The organism is Mesorhizobium sp. BR1-1-3 (assembly GCF_020165455.1).
Classification (GTDB): domain Bacteria; phylum Pseudomonadota; class Alphaproteobacteria; order Rhizobiales; family Rhizobiaceae; genus Mesorhizobium; species Mesorhizobium ciceri.
In genome coordinates this window covers 236,160-255,536 of the sequence record NZ_JAIUIC010000006.1, presented here as the reverse complement: position 1 = coordinate 255,536, position 19,377 = coordinate 236,160, and the positions used below count along the sequence as shown (strand labels likewise).

Here is a 19,377-nt window from a genome sequence, read left to right as displayed (position 1 = left end):
AGATGGCCAAGACAGCGACGAAGACTGCCGGGAAATCCGCGGCCAAAGCTGCCGCCAAGCCGGCGGCGAAAGCTGCGGCAACGCCAAAAGCCAAGGCGGCCGCCAAGCCTGCGGTGAAGGCGACGGCAAAAGCCGCGCCCAGGGCCAAGGCCAACCCGGCCAAGAAGCCGGCGCTGAAGCTCAGCATGCTGAAGCCTAGCGTCAACAACATGACCGTGCGGGTGTTTGCGCGCGCGGCGGGTTTCGACCACGCCGAGACCGATGCCTGGGGCCACACCCGTTCGCCGGAGTTCATGGCGCGAAATCCCGCCCATTTGACACCGATGATCGAGGACAAGGGCCTGCCCAGAGGCGTGCTGTGGGAAAGCTGCGCTATCATGCAGTATCTCGCCAACAAGCACGGGTTGGAGAAATTCTATCCGAAGGCGCCGGCCAAGCGGGCGATGGTCGACAGTGCGATGTTCTACCTGATCGGCACGCTCTACCCCTATGTGGCGCGCGCCACCTATCCGGCGCTCGGCTTCCCGCACTATGCCGGCGAGGTCGGCCACAGCGACGCCCATCCCGACAAGAAGTCCGAAGCCCAGAAGGCGGCGATGGCGGCGATTGCCGAGCCGCTGGAGGTCTTCCACTCGTTCTTCAGGGACGGCAAGCCGTTCATCGGCGGCAAGCATCCGTCGATCGCCGATATCCGGCTGGCGGCGACGCTCGAATTTCTGGCCGTCATCGACTATGCCTTGCCCACATGGGCGAAGGACTATGTGGCGGCGATTGAGAAGAAGCTCGGCAAGGCCTATAGCGAGCCGGCCGGCGACGTGCGCGGTTATATCGCCCATGTGAAGTCCCAGGCCAAGGCCTGAGCTTAAGGGTTCGTTAACCAAAGCCCTGTCTACTGCAGGCAATTCGCTTTCGGCCCGCGACCACGGATGTACTGGCGCAGAACGTCGCAGCGATAGGAAAGGTCGGCGCAATGCCGGCCTTTTGCTTTTCGCACGCTTTGTTCGACGCAATTCCCAAGGGAAAAGCGTTATGCGCTTTTCCGGGAAAACCGTTTCACACTTAACCGGCATTGCTTTATCGCCAGGCGCGATCGAGCAGCGATCAGACCGCGCAAGCCCAGTCAGGTGTCGCTTTTTCGGCGTCAAGTTTGCCGAGAGATATTGCCATTGCCGACGTTGGCCCTACCATCCATTGAGCGTCCCAGATGGACCGTGGTCAGGCGTGAGGGCTGGCGATGAAAAGCGTTGCGAGACGGATTGCGGTTGCGGGCGTGATGCTGGCGGGCGCTGTTCATGCGTCAAGTGCAGCTGAACTCAACACGATGGACGATGTCGGGGCCGCGATCCAGGCTTGCTGGACACCGCCGGCGGGAGCGGGAACCGCCAGCGTCACATTGAGCTTCAGCTTCAAGCGGGACGGCACGCTGATCGGCCCACCGAGGCCGACAGCCATCAAGGTGGAAGGCGATGCCAAGGCGAAGAAGTCCTTTGTCGACGCCGCAACGACCGCCTTGCAGAATTGTCTGCCCCTGACCTTCTCAGCGAAACTGGCGCAAGGGATCGCAGGCAACGTGTTCACGTTGCAATTCGCCTCTCCCAAGTAGGCACCCGCCGCCGGCTCAATGGTGACTGCGCCTTGCCGCGGCATGCCGGGCAAGATCGGGCGTTTCGAAGACGTAGTCGTTCCAGGCCGATTCCGGAACCTGACCGGCCAGATAGCATTCCAGCAACAGGCTTTGTTCGGGATTGAGAGGCCTTGGCGCGCGCTGATCCAGCCCCAGCGAGTGAAACAGGTTTCTTGTCAGGTCCGAGACGGTGAAGTGGATCGACATCTGCGTTCTCCCTTTGGTCCTTCAACGCGGAAGACCGGGCAAAGGTTTCGAACGCCTGGCGATAATGGCGGTCCGTTGCGTTGCAGGTCCGCGGCGAGGGTCGGGCTTGCGCTTTCCTTCGAGGTTCGTCTCAATCTTGAAATAAAAATGTAATATCGAATTTACACGAGATGACATAATACAATAGACAAAAGCTTACTCGGGATGAAGTTCTTGAGATAATTAGAGTTTACTCATATAGCTGAAGCTTGTGTAATTTATGGACTGTAATTCCGGGTTCTCCGCAAAAAGGACCGAGTTGTCCCGATGATCCGTTTCTGGCCTTCCATGATGCTCGCATTGATTTCGCTGGCGGCGGTTTTGTTCGGGACGCTTTCGTCCTACGCGGACAGCTGCGGCGCGATCAGAAGCCAGTTGCTTTCGGGTGGCCGCAGCAACGGGACGAACCCGGAGCTTGCTCAACTGCGCCGGCAACTTGCAGCCATCCAGACTATCGAGAGACAGCGCCAGTGCACGGCGAAAAGTTCGCTTGGTGGTCTCTTCAACGCTTGCGCCGATCTCGCCAGGAGCCGCTCGGATGTGCAGCGCCGGATCGCTGCCGCCGGGAATTCAGGCCGCGACACGGCGGGTCTGCAAGCGCGCCTCGTGGCGCTCGGCTGCGCGCCTTCGGCAAAGCAACGGTCTGCGCGCGCCGCGCCCGGCACCCAATCGGCGAGCACCACGTTCGGCGGCAATGCGATGCTGTTTTGCGTGCGTCTGTCGGACGGGTATTTCTTCCCGGCGCCAAAGTCGCAATTCGCCGCCAGCGGTGATCTGAAGGAGACGGCCGATCAATGCCGTTACATCTGCGATGACCCCAGCGTCGACCTCTACACGTTGAGCGATGCCAGCCTCGAAACCGACCAGATGGTCGCGCTCGACACGCGCAAGCCTTATACCGAACTGCCGGCAGCCTTCAGATATCGCGATGATGCGAATTTCAAGGCATGCGACGTCAAGCGATACTACCAGCGGGTCACCGAACTGCGAGCCAGGACTGTGACGCCCGCCAACATGCGCAATGCCATTATTCCGCTGCCGACGGCGAAGCCGGATCTCGGCACGGTTGCGGCCGTCCCTGGAATCGATGCCGAAGCGCCAGGTGCCGCCCAGCACCTTTCGATCGAGGCCGGCAAGCGGTCGGTGCGCGTGGTCGGCCCGGCGTTTTTCCCGGCCGAATGATCGCCGGCTTCCCCAATTGGCGATCACCGGCTGCGGCGTGCCTGCTGCATGCGGTTGCCTGATCCGGCTGGAACAGAGAGGCGCTCACGGCGTTGTGATCGACATCAGCCGGGAGAAACGCCGTGGCTACGTTCCGGGAAATGCGGGTGCTGGAGATCGTCGAAGATGACTCGCTGACCACCGAACAGAAAATCGCCGAACTGCGCGAGATCGAATCCGAGGCGCGTGGGCTGCAGCGGGCTGCCTCGGAGGGTCCGATGGACGACGATGACGGCTGGCAGGAAGATCTGCGTCAGGTTCGTCTCGCACTCGACAAGCTCGGTGCGAAGGAGCCGAAAAAGGGCGCTGCTTCACTGTGAGGCCGGGTCACCGAAGCTATCAGCGGATCGCGTCTTGATCGCATCCCATCCGAAAACCGGGTCCCGCTTTTGGGGACCCGCTCCGATCTAATCGCAGACCATGCGAGCTCTCTTGCCAGGCTCGCTGACGTTCCTGCAGGTCAGCGGTTTCGCTGGCGCCGATAGGGAAGCGGACGCAGGCAACCTCGTCTGGTGCCGTCTCGGTGCGGCATGGCTGACCTTGCGCTCGGAAAAACGCCGGTCCGGCTGCGGCGCCACAGGAAAAGCGCCGTTCTCGACCTCGGATTGCCCATAGTCGACATTCGGTGGCGGCCGATCCCAGAATCGCCGGACATCAAGCGGTCTCGGGATGACGACCGTGCCGTCATAACTGCGCGAGCAACCGCCGCCGAAAAGCAGCGCCAGCCCCATGAAAAAAGGCACAATCCGTCCAAGCATCAGCAATACCCCTGCCGTTGCTTATATAGCGGGTTCGACCCCGCCGACAACCGGGCGGAATGAAGCAGACCGCGCCGCGCAATCCTGTCCAACCGACCGTTAAGGTTAGCGGATCCTTAATGCTTCTCGGGCAGATTCCGCCGACGAACCGCGGAGGAGGGTTCGGCCTTGGTTTTCGGGGTGGGGACGGCATGGCGGAAGCGGACGAAACAATCGGCGCGCGCGGCAAGCGCGGGCCTCGCAGATCCACAGTGCATGGCGACGATGCCTCATCGTCCGCCTCTTGCATGGATTCGAACGATGCGCTTCGCCAACTCGTTGAAGCCGGTTCGGACTGGGTCTGGGAAACGGACGCCGAACTGCGCTTCTCCTGGCTTTCGCAAAATTACCAGGCCGCCACCGGCATCGATCCGGCAAACGTGCTTGGCCGGTTCCGCTTCGACTTCCTCAACCAGGTCCTGAACGGCGATCGCAGTGGCGCGGCGCATCTGGAGGATCTGCAGGCGCACCGGCCTTTTCGCGATTTCGTCTATGAGCTCAAGGCTGGCAGCGCTGACTGTCGCTGGGTTTTGACATCAGGCTTTCCAAAGTTCGACGACGAAGGAAGATTTGCCGGCTATCGCGGCATCGGCCGCAACGTCACGGCTCTGGCCGGCGCCTTCAAAAATCTGGGGCGGGAACCATCGGGTGACGGCGAGCCCGACCAGCATCTGGCCGACCTCGAGCGGACGATGGACGCCATGCATATGGGCGTCGTGCTTCTCGATGCCAGGCTCGACACGCTGATCGTCAACAAGGCCTATCGCGACCTCTCGAGGATTCCGGACGGCGCTGTTGCCGTCGGCGCTCCGTTCAGCCTGTTGATGGAGCTCAACCGCCGCAGCGGCATCTATGGCGACATCGACGAACAGCAATGGCAGCGCTACCTCGCTACTCGCCTCGACGAGATTCGCGCCGGATCCGTCGCGCCGCGCGAATTTGTCCATGCCAACGGCAGGACGATGATGTTTTCGGTGACGGCGTTGTCCGGGGGCAGGCGGCTGCTGACCTACTATGAGGTCACCGAGATCAAGCAGCGCGATGCGGAGATCAAAAACGCCAATGCCAGGAATGCCGAGACCTTCGCCGGTCTCCGCACAATGGTCGACCAGATGCCGATCGGTGTCCTCGTGCTCGACGCCGATATGCACGCCGAGATCATCAACCGTGCTTTCTATGATTTCTGGCAGATCGACGCGCGGCGCGCCGAGATCGGCTGCAGCTTCCGCGATCTGATGGACGCCAGCCGCGACATCGATCCGTTCGGTGCCGACGATGCGTCATGGCAGCGGCATATCGCTGAGCGCGAGGCGGAAATCAGGGCCGGGATCGCTGCTTCACGGCAGTTCCCGCGCAATGACGGCCGCACGCTGATATCGTCGATGGCGCCGCTGGCCGGCGGGAAGCGGCTGATCTCCTATGTCGACGTCACCGACATGAAGGACCGGGAGGCCGAACTTGCCGACGCGCTGGAGAAAGCGCGGCTGGCGGAAGCGGTGATCAACGCCGTCAAGGATCCGATCTTCGTCAAGGACGACCATCTGCGTTTCGTCTTCGTCAACGAGGCGTTCGCCGCTCTGTTTGGCCAGACGCCGCAAGCCATGCTCGGCAAGCCCGGCGGCGATTTCCTCCCAACGAACGCTGTCGCGCTTTTCGAGCAGAGCGAACGTGACGTCCTTGCCACCGGGCGGCCGTACGAAGTGGAAGAGAATTTCGAGGTCGACGGCGCCTGCCGCTCGCGCATCGTCCGGAAGAGCCGCGTCGGCATGGCCAGCGGCCGCAACTACGTTGCCGGCTTCCTGTTCGACATTTCCGACATGAAGCGCCGCGAGACGGAGGCGCAGGACGCACGCAAGCATCTCGCCAGCGTGCTGGAATCCTTGCCGGCCGCCGTGATCATCTACGATCGCGACGACAGGTTCGTTTTCGCCAACCGCAAGATCCAGGATACGCTGCCGGCCTTGAAGCCGGCGTGGCAGCCCGGCTGTACATTCCGCGAAGCACTCGTGCTGGGTCATGCGAACGGCTATTTCCGCAGCAGCGGCGATCCGCAAATCGACCAGCTCTACGACAGCGATCATGACCGCTGGCTGGACGCGATCCTCGCCCGCTACCGCTTGCCCAGTTCCTCCTACGAGCGTCACAATCCCGATGGCCGCTGGTATCAGGTCTACGACATGCGGACCGACGACGGCACCTTCATCGGCGTTCGCGTCGACATCTCCGAGATCAAGAGCCGCGAGGCGGCATTGCGCGATTCCATGCGCCAGATCGACCTGTTCCGGCATGTGATGGACGAGTTGCCGGTGGCCGCCTTCATCAAGGCGCAGGACCTGAGCATCGAATTCGTCAACAAGGCCTGGTGCGCGATCACCGGCTTGGCCAAGGAGGATGTCATCGGCCGCACCGACCGGCAGTTGTTCGGCGCGCAGGACGCGGATGGCTACAGCCATGACGACACGCAAGTCGCCGTGACGGGCGTCGTCAAGGAGGTCGAGGAACCCGTCACCCATCGCGACGGCACGGTTCGGCAGTTGATGACCCGCAAGAGCCGCCTGGTGGCGCTGGACGGGTCGGTGCATCTGGTCGGTTCGAGCACCGACATCACCGACGTCAAGGCACGCGAGCGTGCGCTGGAAGAAAGCATGCGCGAGAACGAGGTGTTCCGCAGCCTGATCGACAATGTACCGGTATCGATCTACGCCAAGCGCTCCGATCTCAGGCAGTTCTATGTCAACAAGGGTTGGTGCGATCTGACGGGCTTCAGCAAGGAAGAGGCCATCGGCAAGACCGACATCGAGATTTTCGGGCCGGATGGCGAGGCCTTCGTCAATGGCGACCTCGCCGTGCTGCGCACCGGCGAAACTCAGGAGGTCGAAGAGACGGTGACGCTGGCCGACGGCAGCGTCAGGCATCAATTCGCCCGCAAGGGCGCGATGATCGCCTCCGACGGTTCGCTCTACCTGATCGGCTCGACCACCGACATCACCGAGCTGAAGATGCGGGAGGCCGAACTGCGCGAGGCGCGTCAGCGCGCCGTGCTCGCCGACCGCGCCAAGTCGGAATTCCTCGCCAATATGAGCCATGAGATACGCACGCCGATGAACGGCGTGCTCGGCATGGCCGAACTGCTGGCCAAATCGGACCTCGACCCGAAGCAGAAGACGTTTACCGACATCATCGTGAAGTCGGGCAATGCGCTGCTCACCATCATCAACGACATACTGGACTTCTCCAAGATCGATGCCGGTCAGCTGGTGCTCGATCCGGCGCCCTTCAATCTTGCCGAGGCGATCGAGGACGTGGCGACGCTGGTGTCGACGCGCGCCAAGGAGAAGGACCTCGAGCTGATCGTACGTGTCGAGCCTCGGCTCGAGAGCCTGTTCATCGGCGATGTCGGCCGCATCAGGCAGATCGTCACCAACCTGCTCGGCAATGCGGTGAAATTCACCGATGAGGGCCATGTGCTGGTCGACGTCACCGGCGAGAGGGTTCCAACCGGAACGAAGCTCACCATTTCGGTCACCGATACGGGCATCGGTATCCCCGAGGAAAAACTGAAACTGGTGTTCGAGAAATTCAGCCAGGTCGACACTTCATCGACGCGGCGGCACGAGGGGACCGGCCTCGGCCTCGCCATCACCTCGCGGCTCGTCGAGCTGATGGGCGGCGACATCGGGGTCGAAAGCGCCGAAGGCAAGGGTTCGACGTTCTGGTTCTCGGTGACGCTGCCGAGGGCCGGACAGCAGAACGGGCAACGCGTCATGCCGATCGACGTGACCGACGCGCGCGTGCTGATCGTCGACGACAATGCCGTCAACAGGGCGATCCTGACCGAGCAGATGACATCATGGACGTTCGATTCCTGCGCGGCCGAAAGCGGCGCCGAAGGCCTCAAGGTGCTGATCGCCGCAGCCGCCTATGGCGTGCCGGTCGATTGCGTCGTGCTCGACTACCAGATGCCTGAAATGAGCGGCGCCGAAATGGCGCGGATCGTGCGCAACACCGCTGGCCTTGCCGGAACGCCGATCATCATGCTGACCTCGGTCGACCAGTCGCTCGCCAACACCAGCTATCGCGATCTCGGCATCGATGCCCAGCTGATCAAACCGGCGCGCTCTTCGGTGCTGCTGGAAACGCTGGTCGCCACCATCCAGCGGCATCGCCACAACACTGGCGGCAGCGACGCGCAGCCGCTCGCGGCCGACGTCGCTGCGAGCAATGTGACGCGGCCGCAGCCCTCGGCACCGTCCGAACAGCGGGCGCTGCTGCAGCCGCCTTCGATTCGCCCCCGGCCACCGGTGGCGGCTGGTGGCAACAGGCTGGACATACTGGTGGCCGAGGACAATGAGGTAAACCAGATGGTGTTCACCCAGATCCTCGGCGAGACCGGTTATGGTTTCGAGATCGTCGGCAATGGCCGCAAGGCGCTCGACACCTTCGGCCGGCTCAACCCGTGCATGATCCTGATGGATGTCTCCATGCCGGAGATGAACGGTCTCGAAGCGACCGCCGCCATTCGCCGGCTGGAGGAAGAAACCGGCACGCATGTGCCGATCGTCGGCGTCACCGCGCATGCGCTGAAGGGCGACCGCGAGCGCTGCCTGGAGGCAGGCATGGACGACTATCTGCCCAAGCCGATCAGTCCCCGGGCGCTGCTCGAGAAGGTCGAGCGCTGGGTCGGCGCCAGCCGGCAGGCTCAGCGCAACGCCGGGTAGGGCCGGTCCTGCCTGTCCGAGTGCCGGAAATACGGCGAAGATTCGCGCCCTGCCAGCGGCCAAAGACTATGGTGCGATCGCACCATATCAAAGGTTGTATCCAGTCGAGACAATGGCGGCGTTCGATTCCTCCCTTTCCAGTTACGGGCGGGAGCAGCGACCGCCGGCATGAGACAGCGTCAACCTACCCCAACGGACCTGTTTTCGGCGATGGCCCGGCCATGACACCGTCTGGCTGAGAGCAACGCGCTCCCGTCCGGCTTTTTTTCGTAAAGGCCGGCTAACCCCAAATCGCCGGCCAATCTCGGCCCCCAAGCGGAGCAAGTCTCTGATTCCGGGGACAAAGCCGGGCTGCGTGGTCAGTGCCGGCCAGGCGGCGTTTTGCTCCTCGCGATGACGCGTTACCGGGGTGACATCAAACTGTCATGCGACTGTTATAATCGAAGGCTATTGGCCTCAGCGGGCGCCGACTGACGAGCGCCGAGAGACCATCTTCCGAACAGGAGCAGGCCACATGAAGAAATTCCTCTATACGGCGTCGGCCGCTGCGCTTGCGCTCGCCGCGTCGTCCGGCTTCGCCGCCGCGCGCGACCAGATCCAGGTCGCCGGATCATCGACCGTGTTACCTTATGCCAAGATCGTTGCCGAGCAGTTCGGCGAAACGTTCACCAACTTCAAGACCCCGGTCGTCGAATCCGGCGGCAGCGGCGCCGGCATCAAGGAATTCTGCAAGGGCGTCGGCGAAGACACGATCGACATCGCCAACTCGTCGCGTCCGATCAAGGCGGACGAACTCAAGTCCTGCGCCGCCGCCGGCGTGAAGGAAGTCCAGGAAGTCCGGATCGGCTATGACGGCATCGTCTTCGCCACCGACATCAAGGGCCCGGACTGGGCCCTGGTTCCCGCCGACATCTACAAGGCGCTCGCGGCCAAGCTGGTCGTCGACGGCAAGCTCGTCGACAATCCGAACACCAAGTGGAGCCAGGTCAATCCGAAGCTGCCCGACTGGGACATCGCCGCCTACATTCCGGGCGAAAAGCACGGCACGCGCGAAGTGTTCGAGACCAAGCTCCTCGATGCCGGCTGTGACAAGGCTGCTCTCAAGGCCGCCGGCATTGCCGACGACAAGGAAATCGGCAAAACCTGCATTGCCATCCGCAAGGACGGCAAGGCCGTCGACATCGATGGCGACTATACCGAGACGCTCGCCCGCATCGACTCCAACAAGACCGGCGTCGGCGTGTTCGGCCTCGCCTTCTATGAGAACAATGCCGACAAGCTGAAGGTCGCCACCGTGGAAGGTATCGTGCCTTCGACCGAGACGATTGCCAGCGGCAAGTATCCCGTCTCGCGCCCGCTGTTCTTCTACGTCAAGAAGGCGCATCTGGGCGTCGTTCCCGGCCTCAAGGAATATGTCGAGTTCTTCCTCGACGACCAGATGGTTGGCCCGGAAAGCCCGCTCGCCGAATACGGCCTCGTTGCTGCTCCGGATGCCGAGCGTCAGGCCCAGCGTGACGCTTTCGCCGCCGGAAAGTCGATGTAATCAAGCTGCCGAACCGGGGTGCGGGTCAAATCCGCGCCCCGGTTTCACCGCAGGCCGCAATGGCGGCTGCGTTAGAATTTCCCTTGGGGTGGGTCCATGTCGTCCTTGCTCGTACTGGCCATCGTCGTTGCCCTCGGCCTGGTTGCCTTTTTCATCGGCCGGCAGCGTGCCGCGGCCCAGGACAATGGCAAGGTCAAGCCGCATTCGCGTGCCCACTATCACGGCTGGTGGGCGTTCCTGCTCGCCGTCCTGCCTGCTCTTTTGCTGCTTGCCGTCTGGGCCGTCGGTTCTTCGGTCTATCTTGACCGGCACATCCACGCTGCCTTGCCCGAGCGTACCGTCGACAGCAAGGTTGCCAGCGAGGCACTGGATGTCAGCCTGGTAAAGAGCCTCGCCAGGGGCCTGCGCAAACTCGATGCTGGCACACTGGCCGCAATGCCTGCCAGCTTTGCCGAGTTGCAGCCGCTGCTCGCCGCCAAGGGCGTGGCACTGGCGAGCGACACACAGGATTACATGATCCCGATCGCTGTCGAGGCGAACAAGGTCCAGGACCGGCTCGGCCTGTTCGGTGCCATTGTCATTCTGGCTTCCTCGATCGCCGGCGCCTTCTATGCGCTCAGGCAGATCGAGCCGCGCGCCAGGGCGCGCAACAATGTCGAGCGGCTGATGCTGTGGGGGCTGCTTGCCGCCTCCACCATCGCCATCCTGACCACCGTCGGCATCGTGCTTTCGATGCTGTTCCAGACGATCACCTTCTTCGAGAGCGTCTCGCCGATGAGTTTCTTCTTCGGCACGGTCTGGGATCCGCGTTTTGCCGCTGCCGGTTCGGGCGGCAGCCAGGGCCAGTTCGGCCTGATCCCGCTTCTTGCCGGCACGCTCTATATCGCCGCCGTCGCGCTGCTGGTTGCGGTGCCGGTCGGGCTGATGTCGGCTGTCTACATGGCCGAATACGCAACGCCCAGGGTGCGCTCGGTGGTCAAGCCGGCGCTTGAACTGCTGGCCGGCATACCGACCATCGTCTACGGCATCTTCGCCGTCGTCACGCTTGGGCCGTTCCTGCGCGACCTGTCCGCGGCGCTGACCGGCGGCTCGCCGTTCATCCAGGGCCAGAGCATCTTCACCGCCGGCCTGGTCATGGGCGTCATGCTGATCCCGGTCGTCTCCTCTCTCTCAGACGACATCATAACCGCGGTGCCGCGCGCCATGCGTGACGGGTCGCTCGGCCTCGGCGCGACCCGCTCGGAGACGATCAAGCGGGTGATCCTGCCGGCTGCACTGCCCGGCATCGTCGGCGCCATCCTGCTGACTGCCTCGCGCGCCATCGGCGAAACGATGATTGTCGTGCTGGCGGCGGGCGTCGCCGCCAACCTCACCATCAACCCGTTCGAGGCGATGACGACCATCACCGTCAAGATCGTCAACCAGCTCACCGGCGACCTCGAGTTCAATTCGCCGCAGACGCTGGTCGCCTTCGCGCTCGGGCTGACGCTGTTCACGCTGACGCTGGTGATGAACATCGTCGCGCTCTACATCGTGCGCAAATATCGGGAGCAGTACGAATGACCGACATTCCCATGGATACGATGGTCAGGCCGGCGGCCCATCCGCGCCGCGACATCGGCCTGAAGGCCCGTTACGCCGCCGAACGCCGTTTCCGCATCTATGGCGTCGTGGCGATTTCCGTAGGCCTGGCGTTCCTGGCAATCATGCTGATCACCATCGTCTCGAAAGGCTACACGGCCTTCTGGCAGACGACGGTATCGCTGCCGATCTCGTTCGACGAGAAAGTGATCGATCCTTCCGGCAAGCGTGCAACCGATCCGAGCGTTCTGATCAAGGCGAATTATCCCAAGCTCGCCGAAAACGCGCTGGTGGCCAAGCTCGGCATCTCTCCTGATGACAAGCCGATGATCCAGAAGCTCAAGGGCTTCCTTTCGGAAGGCGCCCGCGTCCAGTTGCGCGACATCGTTGCCGCCGATCCCTCGGTGATCGGCACGACACGCGACGTCAACATCCTCGCCGCCGCCAATCTCGACTCGGCTTTCAAGGGCCAGATCGACCTCAGTGTCGAGGAAGCGCGACGCAAGGTCTCGGACCAGCAGATCACCTGGATGAACAAGCTCAAGGCCGAGGGAGCGATGGCCGAGCACTTCAACAGCGGCCTGTTCACCTACGGCGCCTCCAGCCGCCCGGAAACCTCGGGCATGGGCGTGGCGATCATCGGCTCGTTTTATATGATGGTGATCGTGCTGCTGCTCGCGCTGCCGATCGGCGTCGCCGCCTCCATCTATCTGGAGGAATTCGCCAAGAAGAACCGTTTCACCGACCTTATCGAGGTCAACATCAACAATCTGGCCGCAGTGCCGTCAATCGTCTTCGGCTTGCTCGGCCTCGCGGTGTTTATCAATTTCCTGGGCATGCCGCGCTCCGCCGCTTTCGTCGGTGGCCTGGTGCTGACGCTGATGACGCTGCCGACGATCATCATCGCGACGCGCGCCGCGCTTGCCGCGGTGCCGCCGTCGATCCGCTCGGCAGCTCTCGGCCTTGGCGCCTCCAAGATGCAGATGGTGTTCCAGCACATCCTGCCGCTTGCCGCACCCGGCATCCTCACCGGCACCATCATCGGTCTTGCGCGCGCGCTCGGCGAAACCGCGCCTCTGCTGTTGATCGGCATGGTCGCCTTCGTCGCCGATCCACCGACGACGCCTTTCGATCCGGCCACCGCGCTGCCGGTGCAGATCTATATGTGGGCGAACGAGGCCGAACGCGCCTTCGTCGAGCGTATGTCCGGCGCCATCATCATCCTGCTCGTCTTCCTCATGGCCATGAACATCACCGCGATCGTGCTTCGGCGTCGGTTCGAGCGGCGCTGGTAGAAAAAAGGCATTTTGGTATGAACATCATGACCGAACAGTCCCTTGAAAACGCAGTGGGCGACAAGATGAAGTCGAACGAAGTGATCAAAATGCGCGGCGACAAGGTCGGCGTGTTCTACGGCGAGAAGCAGGCGCTGTTCGACGTCGATCTCGACGTCCGCCTGAACCAGGTGACGGCGCTGATCGGCCCCTCCGGCTGCGGCAAGTCCACCTTCCTGCGCTGCCTCAATCGCATGAACGACACCATCGATTCAGCACGGGTAACCGGCAAGATAACGCTCGACGAAGAGGACATCTACGACAAGAACATCGATGTCGTCGAACTCAGGGCGCGCGTCGGCATGGTGTTCCAGAAACCCAATCCGTTCCCAAAGTCGATCTACGAGAACGTCGCCTATGGGCCGCGCATCCACGGATTGGCCAAGCGCAAGGCCGACATGGATCAGATCGTCGAGTCCAGCCTGAAGAAGGCGGCGATCTGGAACGAGGTCAAGGACCGTTTGCAGGAACCTGGCACGGGTCTTTCCGGTGGCCAGCAGCAGCGCCTGTGCATTGCACGCGCCATCGCCGTGTCACCCGAGGTGATCCTGATGGACGAACCGTGTTCGGCGCTCGACCCGATCGCCACCGCTCGCGTCGAGGAACTGATCGACGAACTGCGTCAGAACTATACGATCGTCATCGTCACCCATTCGATGCAGCAGGCAGCGCGCGTGTCGCAGCGCACCGCGATGTTCCATCTTGGCTATCTGGTCGAGGAGGGCGCCACCGACAAGATGTTCACCACCCCCGACGACAAACGCACCCAGGACTACATCACCGGCCGGTTCGGCTGATCTCAGGCATATGAGGGACGAAGATCATGGGTGAACATACCGTCGCATCTTTCGATGAGGATCTGGAGCAGATCAGCCAGCTGATCCGCGACATGGGCGATCTCGCCCGCTCGATGGTCGGTGGCTCGACCAGGGCTTTGCTCAATTCGGACAATGCGCTGGCGCAGCGGGTGGTTTCCGATGACGCCATCATGGATGCACGCCAGCGCGAGCTGGACGATCGTGCCATCACGCTGATCGCCAAGCGCCAGCCGATGGCCAACGATCTGCGTGCGGTGGTCGGTTCGATCCGCATGGCCGGCGACCTCGAGCGCATCGGTGACCTTGCCAAGAACATCGCCAAGCGCGTCGGCACTGTCGGGCTGAGCGTCACGCCGCACGACCTTTCGCATTCGATCGACGCGATGGCGCAGCTGGTGCTGATCCAGGTGCAGGGGGTCGTCGACGAGTATGCCGCCGCTGACGCGGCAGCGCTTGCCACGCTCAGAAACAATGATGAACGCATCGACGTCAAATACACATCGGTGTTCCGCGAACTGCTGACCTACATGATGGAAGATCCGCGCAACATCACGGCGTGCACGCACCTGTTGTTTTGCGCCAAGAACCTCGAGCGGATCGGCGACCACGTGACCAACATCGCCGAAAATGCCTATTATGTTTTGACCGGCACGCAGTTGCCAGCCAACCGTCCGAAGCAGGACGAGACGGCAATGTCCGCGCCAGCGGCATGACAGGGGTGACCAGCCGATGATCGCGCCACGCATCATGGTGGTGGAGGATGAGGAGCCGCTAGGCGTGCTGCTCCGCTACAATCTCGAATCCGAAGGTTACCAGGTCGAGGTGGTGACGCGCGGCGACGAGGCCGAAATCCGGCTGCAGGAGAACGTTCCAGACCTTCTGGTGCTCGACTGGATGGTGCCTGCGGTTTCCGGTATCGAACTCTGCCGCCGGCTAAGGATGCGTCCCGAGACCGAGCGGCTGCCGATCATCATGCTGACCGCGCGAGGCGAGGAAAGCGACCGCGTGCGCGGCCTCTCGACCGGTGCCGACGACTATCTGGTCAAGCCTTTCTCGACGCCGGAGTTCATGGCCAGGGTCAAGGCGCTGCTGCGCCGGGCCAAGCCGGAAGTGCTGTCCAGCGTGCTCAAGGTCGGCGATATCGTGCTCGATCGCGAATCGCACCGTGTCTATCGCAAGAAGAGCGAGATCCGGCTCGGGCCGACGGAATTCCGCCTGCTTGAATTCATGATGCGCCATCCAGGCCGCGTGTTCTCGCGCAGCCAACTGCTCGACAATGTCTGGGGCGAGACGATCTACATCGACGAACGCACGGTCGATGTGCATGTCGGACGGCTGCGCAAGGCGGTCAACAACGGCCGCATGCCCGATGTCATTCGCACCATCCGTGGGGCGGGTTACGCCATTCGCGAGGACTGAACTCCCTCGTTTGAACTCACGCCACGTTCTTGCCGCCGAAACCGGATCTCGCCTGCACGCCCGGCGCAAAAATCTCCTGATCGACGAAGATCAGCGCCCGCATGGCGCAGCCTTCGCGGATCAGCGGCAGTTCGTTCGGCTCGGTGTCGAAGGAAATCGACTTGGAATGCTGGCCGCCGGCGGTCTGGGCAATCGCTTGCCGCAATGCCGGCTCGATCAGGTCGAAGGCGGCGGCGCTGACGCCGACCATGGCGACCGGCGCCGGATCGATCAGCGCAAACAGGCTGCCGAGGCCGTAGCCGAGCGCTTCGCCGGCCTTGCGATAGGCTTCCCGTTCGGGCCCGTCCTTTTCGCGGGCGGCAGCAGCCAGGGCGCGCATGTCGGCGTCGCTGACATCGGCGACGGGCTCTGCATCCTCGCCCATCTGCCGCGCGTTGCGCCAGATGGCATAATTGCCGGCATAGGCTTCGACGCAGCCGCGCCGTCCGCAGCGACACAGCGCGCCGTTCGGCCGATGGATCATGTGGCCGAATTCGCCGCCCGAGGAATGGGTGCCGGTGAACAATTCGCCCTTCAGCACCAGCCCCATGCCGATGCCGTGCGACAGGAGGATGGCGATGAAATCGTCGCGGTAACGATCGGGGTCGCGCCAGCGCAGCGCCACCGCCATCATGTTGCAGTCGTTCTCCATAATGGCGGGGATGCCGAACTCCTCTTCGAATATGTCGGCGAAGGCGATGTCGGTGTGCGGCGTGATCGGCGACCACAGCATGGCGCGGGCACGGGTGTCGGTGATGCCCTGGACGGCCAGCGCGATACGAGCGATGCTGCGCACGTCCAGGTCGGGATCTTCCAGGCGGCGCCGCACGATTGCCGTGCACTCACCGATCAGCGAGTCGCGCGACATCGTCAGCGTGTCGAGCCGGCGCTGTTCCTCGGATATTACCTGGCCGGCATAGTCGATGACGGCGACCGAGAGGAAGTTCAGCGACAGCACCACGGTCATTACCGCGGCCGCTTCCGGATTGAGGCTGAGGCCGACCTGCGGACGGCCGCGTTTGAGCGAGCCGGCCTCGCTCGGCTTGCTTTCGGTCAGGATGCCTTCGACGATCAGGTCGGATGAGATCGCCGAGATCGTCGAATGGCTGAGGCTTGTGGTTGCGGCGATCTCGGTGCGCGACGGCTGTCCGGCGCGGCGCACCGCCGCGATCACCATCGCGCGGTTGCGGCGGCGCAAATCGTCGTGGCGGATTCCGACCGACATGCTCTTTCATATCCTCCCGGTCGCCGCGGTTCTTCCTGCCCTGGAACGCTGTCGGTGACGCGGTCAAATACTGGCAGAAGCCGCGCGCCGTGTCATTTATTTATTCCGAGACCCGAAAAAAATTCGAAACGACATCAAAATCCATCAGAATCGATGTTGACAGCGTTCGGGCGTTGGCCCAGTATTTTTTCGAGGCTCGAAAAAATAGGGCCTCTGTGCCGGCCCTCGGGCCAGTTTGGTCGCGCCATACGCGGCGCAGGGAGGATAATATGAAAAGATTCACAGCCGCCATCCTGGCGGGTGCCGCCATGTCGCTGACGCTCGCGTCTGTCGCGCAGGCGAAGGACAAGGTCGTCGGCGTTTCGTGGTCCAATTTCCAGGAGGAACGCTGGAAGACCGACGAGGCCGCCATGAAGACGGCGATCGAGGCCGCCGGCGACAAGTACATCTCCGCCGATGCGCAGTCCAATCCCGGCAAGCAGCTTACCGACGTCGAAAGCCTGATCTCGCAGGGCGCCAATTCCCTGATCATCCTGGCGCAGGATGCTTCGGCCATCGGCCCGGCCGTGCAGAAAGCCCTGGACGAAGGCATTCCGGTCGTCGGCTATGACCGGTTGATCGAGAACAAGGATGTTTTCTATCTGACCTTCGACAACAAGGAAGTCGGCCGCATGCAGGCCCGCGAAGTGTTCAAGGTCAAGCCGGAAGGCAACTACGTCTTCATCAAGGGCTCCGGTGCCGATCCCAATGCCGACTTCCTGTTCTCGGGCTCGATGGAAGTGCTCAAGGAAGCCCTTGACAGCGGCAAGATCAAGAATGTCGGCGAAGCCTACACGGATGGCTGGCTGCCCGCCAACGCCCAGAAGAACATGGAACAGTTCCTGACCGCCAACGACAACAAGGTCGACGCGGTGGTCGCGGCCAATGACGGCACTGCCGGTGGCGTCGTCGCGGCGCTGACGGCTCAAGGCTTGGCCGGCACCGTGCCGGTCTCGGGGCAGGACGGCGACCACGCCGCGCTGAACCGCATCGCCCTGGGCACGCAAACCGTGTCGGTGTGGAAGGACGCGCGCGAGCTCGGCAAGAATGCCGCCGAGATCGCCTCGCAACTGGCCGACGGCAAGAAGACGAGCGACATCGCCGGCGCCAAGGACTTCACGACGCCGGGCGGCAACACCGTCAAGTCGCTGTTCCTGACTCCGGTTGCCATCACCAAGGACAATCTCAACGTCGTCATCGACGCTGGCTGGATCAAGAAGGACGAAGTCTGCGCGGGTGTCGCTGCCGGCACCGTCGCGGCCTGTAACTGATCCGGACCACTTCGAAATATCTGAACGCCGCGGCCCAAAAGCCGCGGCGTTTTCTCAAAGAATTGTGTTTCCGCATCATGCGGATAGCTTCTAGGCTGGGCTCCGGCATGCGCGTCAGACGGCCAGCCGGTGGGAGGAAATCATGACCGACACGACGTCCAACCCGCAGGCCGATACGGCGCGCGCGTCGGAACTCGGCGCCGTCGCCCGGTTCCTGAAGGCGACCGAGATCGACACCCGGATGCTCGGCATGATCGGCGCGCTGCTGGTCATCTGGATTGGGCTGCATGTCATTTCCAGCCTGCGCCTCGGCGTCAACCCGCTCGATTTCGACAGCCGCACCTTTCTCACGCCGCGCAATCTGTGGAACCTGTCGGTGCAGACATCCGCGGTCGCCATCATGGCCTGCGGCATGGTGCTGGTCATCGTCATGCGCAACATCGACCTGTCGGTCGGTTCCGCCGAGGGCCTGATCGGCATGGTGATGGGATTTGCCCAGGTGCATTTCCTGGTGCGTTTTGTCGGGCTCGAACTCGGCAATCCGTGGATCTGGGTCCTGGCGCTGGTCATCGGCCTGGCGCTCGGCCTGTTGATCGGCGCCTTTCAAGGCTTCGTCATCGCCTATCTCGAAGTGCCCGCCTTTATCGTGACGCTGGGCGGCCTGCTGGTCTGGCGCGGTGCTGCCTGGTGGGTCACATCAGGCCAGACCGTGGCGCCGCTTAACGCCACCTTTCAGCTGATGGGCGGCGGGCCGGCGGGATCGATCGGCGCAACCTGGAGCTGGGTTGTCGGGATCGTCGCCTGCCTCGCCGTGGTGTTTGGGCTGTTCAACGGGCGGGTGCAGCGCAAGCGTTTCCGTTTTCCGCTACGTCCGATCTGGGCCGAGGCGCTGCTCGGTGTCGTCACCTGCGGCGCCATCATGGGTGCGGTCTGGCTCGCCAACTCCTACCCCTGGCCGATCGGCATCGTGAACAGATATGCGGCCGCCAACAACATCACCGTTCCCGAAGGCGGCCTGTTCATCGCCCACGGTATCGCCATACCGGTGCTGATGGCGGTCGCCGTCGGGCTGGTCATGACCTTCATCACCAACCGCACCCGTTTCGGCCGCTATGTCTTCGCCATCGGCGGCAATCCCGAGGCGGCCAATCTCGCCGGCATCAACACGCGCTGGATCACCATGAAGGTGTTCATGATCATGGGCGTGCTGGCCACGATTGCCGCGGCGATCTCCTCGGCCCGGCAGAATTCGGCCACCAACGTGCTTGGAACGCTCGACGAGCTGCTCGTCATTGCAGCCGCCGTGATCGGTGGCACGTCGCTAGCCGGCGGGTCGGGAACGATCATCGGCGCCATGCTCGGCGCCCTGCTGATGCAATCGCTGCAGTCCGGCATGGTGCTGCTTGGTGTCGACTCGCCGCTGCAGAGCATCGTCGTCGGCGCCGTACTGGTGATCGCCGTGTGGCTCGACACCGTCTATCGCAAGCGCGTCTAGGAGGGCA

Annotated in this window: 16 protein-coding genes; 13 read left to right on the top strand and 3 right to left on the bottom strand. The window is 62.9% G+C overall.

All coding sequences use genetic code 11. The features are described from left to right. Positions 1-2 precede the first annotated feature (2 nt). Positions 3-860, top strand: a complete 858-nt coding sequence (locus tag LB559_RS16050) for a glutathione S-transferase family protein (protein ID WP_224674467.1) — start codon at positions 3-5, stop codon at positions 858-860. Between the two features lie 374 nt (positions 861-1,234). Then, positions 1,235-1,603 (top strand): hypothetical protein, encoded by a 369-nt coding sequence (locus LB559_RS16045; protein ID WP_013529262.1) that lies wholly within the window; start codon positions 1,235-1,237, stop codon positions 1,601-1,603. 15 nt (positions 1,604-1,618) lie between these two features. Here LB559_RS16045 and LB559_RS16040 read toward each other — a convergent pair whose 3' ends face one another. After that, entirely contained in the window at positions 1,619-1,831 is a 213-nt protein-coding gene (locus LB559_RS16040; protein ID WP_013529263.1) for a hypothetical protein, read from the bottom strand. A gap of 306 nt (positions 1,832-2,137) precedes the next feature. On the opposite strand from LB559_RS16040, the gene LB559_RS16035 reads away from it, so the two are divergent. Both LB559_RS16035 and LB559_RS16030 read left to right on the top strand, forming a co-directional pair. Beyond that, on the top strand, positions 2,138-3,052 hold the full coding sequence (locus LB559_RS16035; RefSeq protein ID WP_224674466.1) for a DUF2865 domain-containing protein: 915 nt from the start codon (positions 2,138-2,140) through the stop codon (positions 3,050-3,052). Positions 3,053-3,174: 122 nt separating this feature from the next. Next, the gene (locus LB559_RS16030) at positions 3,175-3,411 is read left to right on the top strand and encodes a hypothetical protein (protein WP_013529265.1); all 237 of its coding nucleotides are present in this window, start codon (positions 3,175-3,177) and stop codon (positions 3,409-3,411) included. Positions 3,412-3,498: 87 nt separating this feature from the next. On the opposite strand, the gene LB559_RS16025 is transcribed toward LB559_RS16030, so the two are convergent. Beyond that, the gene (locus tag LB559_RS16025) at positions 3,499-3,849 is read right to left on the bottom strand and encodes a hypothetical protein (RefSeq protein ID WP_013529266.1); all 351 of its coding nucleotides are present in this window, start codon (positions 3,847-3,849) and stop codon (positions 3,499-3,501) included. Positions 3,850-4,040: 191 nt separating this feature from the next. Between LB559_RS16025 and LB559_RS16020 the strand changes: the two genes are divergently transcribed. The 7 genes from LB559_RS16020 to phoB all read left to right on the top strand — a co-directional run bounded on the left by LB559_RS16020 (position 4,041) and on the right by phoB (position 15,301). Continuing rightward, positions 4,041-8,606, top strand: a complete 4,566-nt coding sequence (locus LB559_RS16020) for a PAS domain-containing protein (protein ID WP_224674465.1) — start codon at positions 4,041-4,043, stop codon at positions 8,604-8,606. A gap of 514 nt (positions 8,607-9,120) precedes the next feature. After that, complete coding sequence (locus tag LB559_RS16015; protein ID WP_027163159.1) at positions 9,121-10,149, top strand: PstS family phosphate ABC transporter substrate-binding protein; 1,029 nt, start codon at positions 9,121-9,123, stop codon at positions 10,147-10,149. A gap of 96 nt (positions 10,150-10,245) precedes the next feature. Next, positions 10,246-11,712, top strand: a complete 1,467-nt coding sequence (gene pstC / locus LB559_RS16010; protein WP_063173198.1) for a phosphate ABC transporter permease subunit PstC — start codon at positions 10,246-10,248, stop codon at positions 11,710-11,712. Continuing rightward, positions 11,709-13,025 carry a phosphate ABC transporter permease PstA gene (pstA, locus tag LB559_RS16005; RefSeq protein ID WP_224674464.1) on the top strand — a complete coding sequence of 439 codons (1,317 nt, stop codon included), beginning with the start codon at positions 11,709-11,711 and terminating at the stop codon, positions 13,023-13,025. Before pstC ends, pstA begins: the two co-directional genes overlap by 4 nt. Positions 13,026-13,042: 17 nt before the next feature. Continuing rightward, the gene (gene pstB / locus LB559_RS16000) at positions 13,043-13,861 is read left to right on the top strand and encodes a phosphate ABC transporter ATP-binding protein PstB (protein ID WP_013529271.1); all 819 of its coding nucleotides are present in this window, start codon (positions 13,043-13,045) and stop codon (positions 13,859-13,861) included. A gap of 26 nt (positions 13,862-13,887) precedes the next feature. Beyond that, positions 13,888-14,595, top strand: a complete 708-nt coding sequence (phoU, locus tag LB559_RS15995; protein ID WP_013529272.1) for a phosphate signaling complex protein PhoU — start codon at positions 13,888-13,890, stop codon at positions 14,593-14,595. A gap of 16 nt (positions 14,596-14,611) precedes the next feature. Beyond that, a complete protein-coding gene (phoB, locus tag LB559_RS15990) occupies positions 14,612-15,301 on the top strand; it encodes a phosphate regulon transcriptional regulator PhoB (protein ID WP_010911896.1) in 690 nt (229 codons plus the stop codon). 16 nt (positions 15,302-15,317) lie between these two features. Here phoB and LB559_RS15985 read toward each other — a convergent pair whose 3' ends face one another. Next, a complete protein-coding gene (locus LB559_RS15985) occupies positions 15,318-16,565 on the bottom strand; it encodes an ROK family protein (RefSeq protein ID WP_224674463.1) in 1,248 nt (415 codons plus the stop codon). A 269-nt stretch (positions 16,566-16,834) separates the two neighbouring features. Here LB559_RS15985 and xylF point away from each other — a divergent pair, with 269 nt between their 5' ends. Beyond that, complete coding sequence (xylF, locus tag LB559_RS15980; protein ID WP_224674462.1) at positions 16,835-17,875, top strand: D-xylose ABC transporter substrate-binding protein; 1,041 nt, start codon at positions 16,835-16,837, stop codon at positions 17,873-17,875. Between the two features lie 142 nt (positions 17,876-18,017). After that, a complete protein-coding gene (locus LB559_RS15975; RefSeq protein ID WP_013529275.1) occupies positions 18,018-19,370 on the top strand; it encodes a sugar ABC transporter permease in 1,353 nt (450 codons plus the stop codon). Positions 19,371-19,377 lie beyond the last annotated feature (7 nt).

What these genes read in the sequence shown, in the direction of transcription:
- LB559_RS15975 (WP_013529275.1), top strand. Translation starts at nt 18,018, where the DNA reads ATGACCGACACGACGTCCAACCCGCAGGCCGATACGGCGCGCGCGTCG.
- phoU (WP_013529272.1), top strand. Translation starts at nt 13,888, where the DNA reads ATGGGTGAACATACCGTCGCATCTTTCGATGAGGATCTGGAGCAGATC.
- LB559_RS16045 (WP_013529262.1), top strand. Translation starts at nt 1,235, where the DNA reads ATGAAAAGCGTTGCGAGACGGATTGCGGTTGCGGGCGTGATGCTGGCG.
- LB559_RS15985 (WP_224674463.1), bottom strand. Translation starts at nt 16,565, where the DNA reads ATGTCGGTCGGAATCCGCCACGACGATTTGCGCCGCCGCAACCGCGCG.
- LB559_RS16015 (WP_027163159.1), top strand. Translation starts at nt 9,121, where the DNA reads ATGAAGAAATTCCTCTATACGGCGTCGGCCGCTGCGCTTGCGCTCGCC.
- pstB (WP_013529271.1), top strand. Translation starts at nt 13,043, where the DNA reads ATGAACATCATGACCGAACAGTCCCTTGAAAACGCAGTGGGCGACAAG.
- LB559_RS16035 (WP_224674466.1), top strand. Translation starts at nt 2,138, where the DNA reads ATGATCCGTTTCTGGCCTTCCATGATGCTCGCATTGATTTCGCTGGCG.
- phoB (WP_010911896.1), top strand. Translation starts at nt 14,612, where the DNA reads ATGATCGCGCCACGCATCATGGTGGTGGAGGATGAGGAGCCGCTAGGC.
- pstA (WP_224674464.1), top strand. Translation starts at nt 11,709, where the DNA reads ATGACCGACATTCCCATGGATACGATGGTCAGGCCGGCGGCCCATCCG.
- LB559_RS16040 (WP_013529263.1), bottom strand. Translation starts at nt 1,831, where the DNA reads ATGTCGATCCACTTCACCGTCTCGGACCTGACAAGAAACCTGTTTCAC.
- LB559_RS16020 (WP_224674465.1), top strand. Translation starts at nt 4,041, where the DNA reads ATGGCGGAAGCGGACGAAACAATCGGCGCGCGCGGCAAGCGCGGGCCT.
- xylF (WP_224674462.1), top strand. Translation starts at nt 16,835, where the DNA reads ATGAAAAGATTCACAGCCGCCATCCTGGCGGGTGCCGCCATGTCGCTG.
- LB559_RS16025 (WP_013529266.1), bottom strand. Translation starts at nt 3,849, where the DNA reads ATGCTTGGACGGATTGTGCCTTTTTTCATGGGGCTGGCGCTGCTTTTC.
- LB559_RS16050 (WP_224674467.1), top strand. Translation starts at nt 3, where the DNA reads ATGGCCAAGACAGCGACGAAGACTGCCGGGAAATCCGCGGCCAAAGCT.
- pstC (WP_063173198.1), top strand. Translation starts at nt 10,246, where the DNA reads ATGTCGTCCTTGCTCGTACTGGCCATCGTCGTTGCCCTCGGCCTGGTT.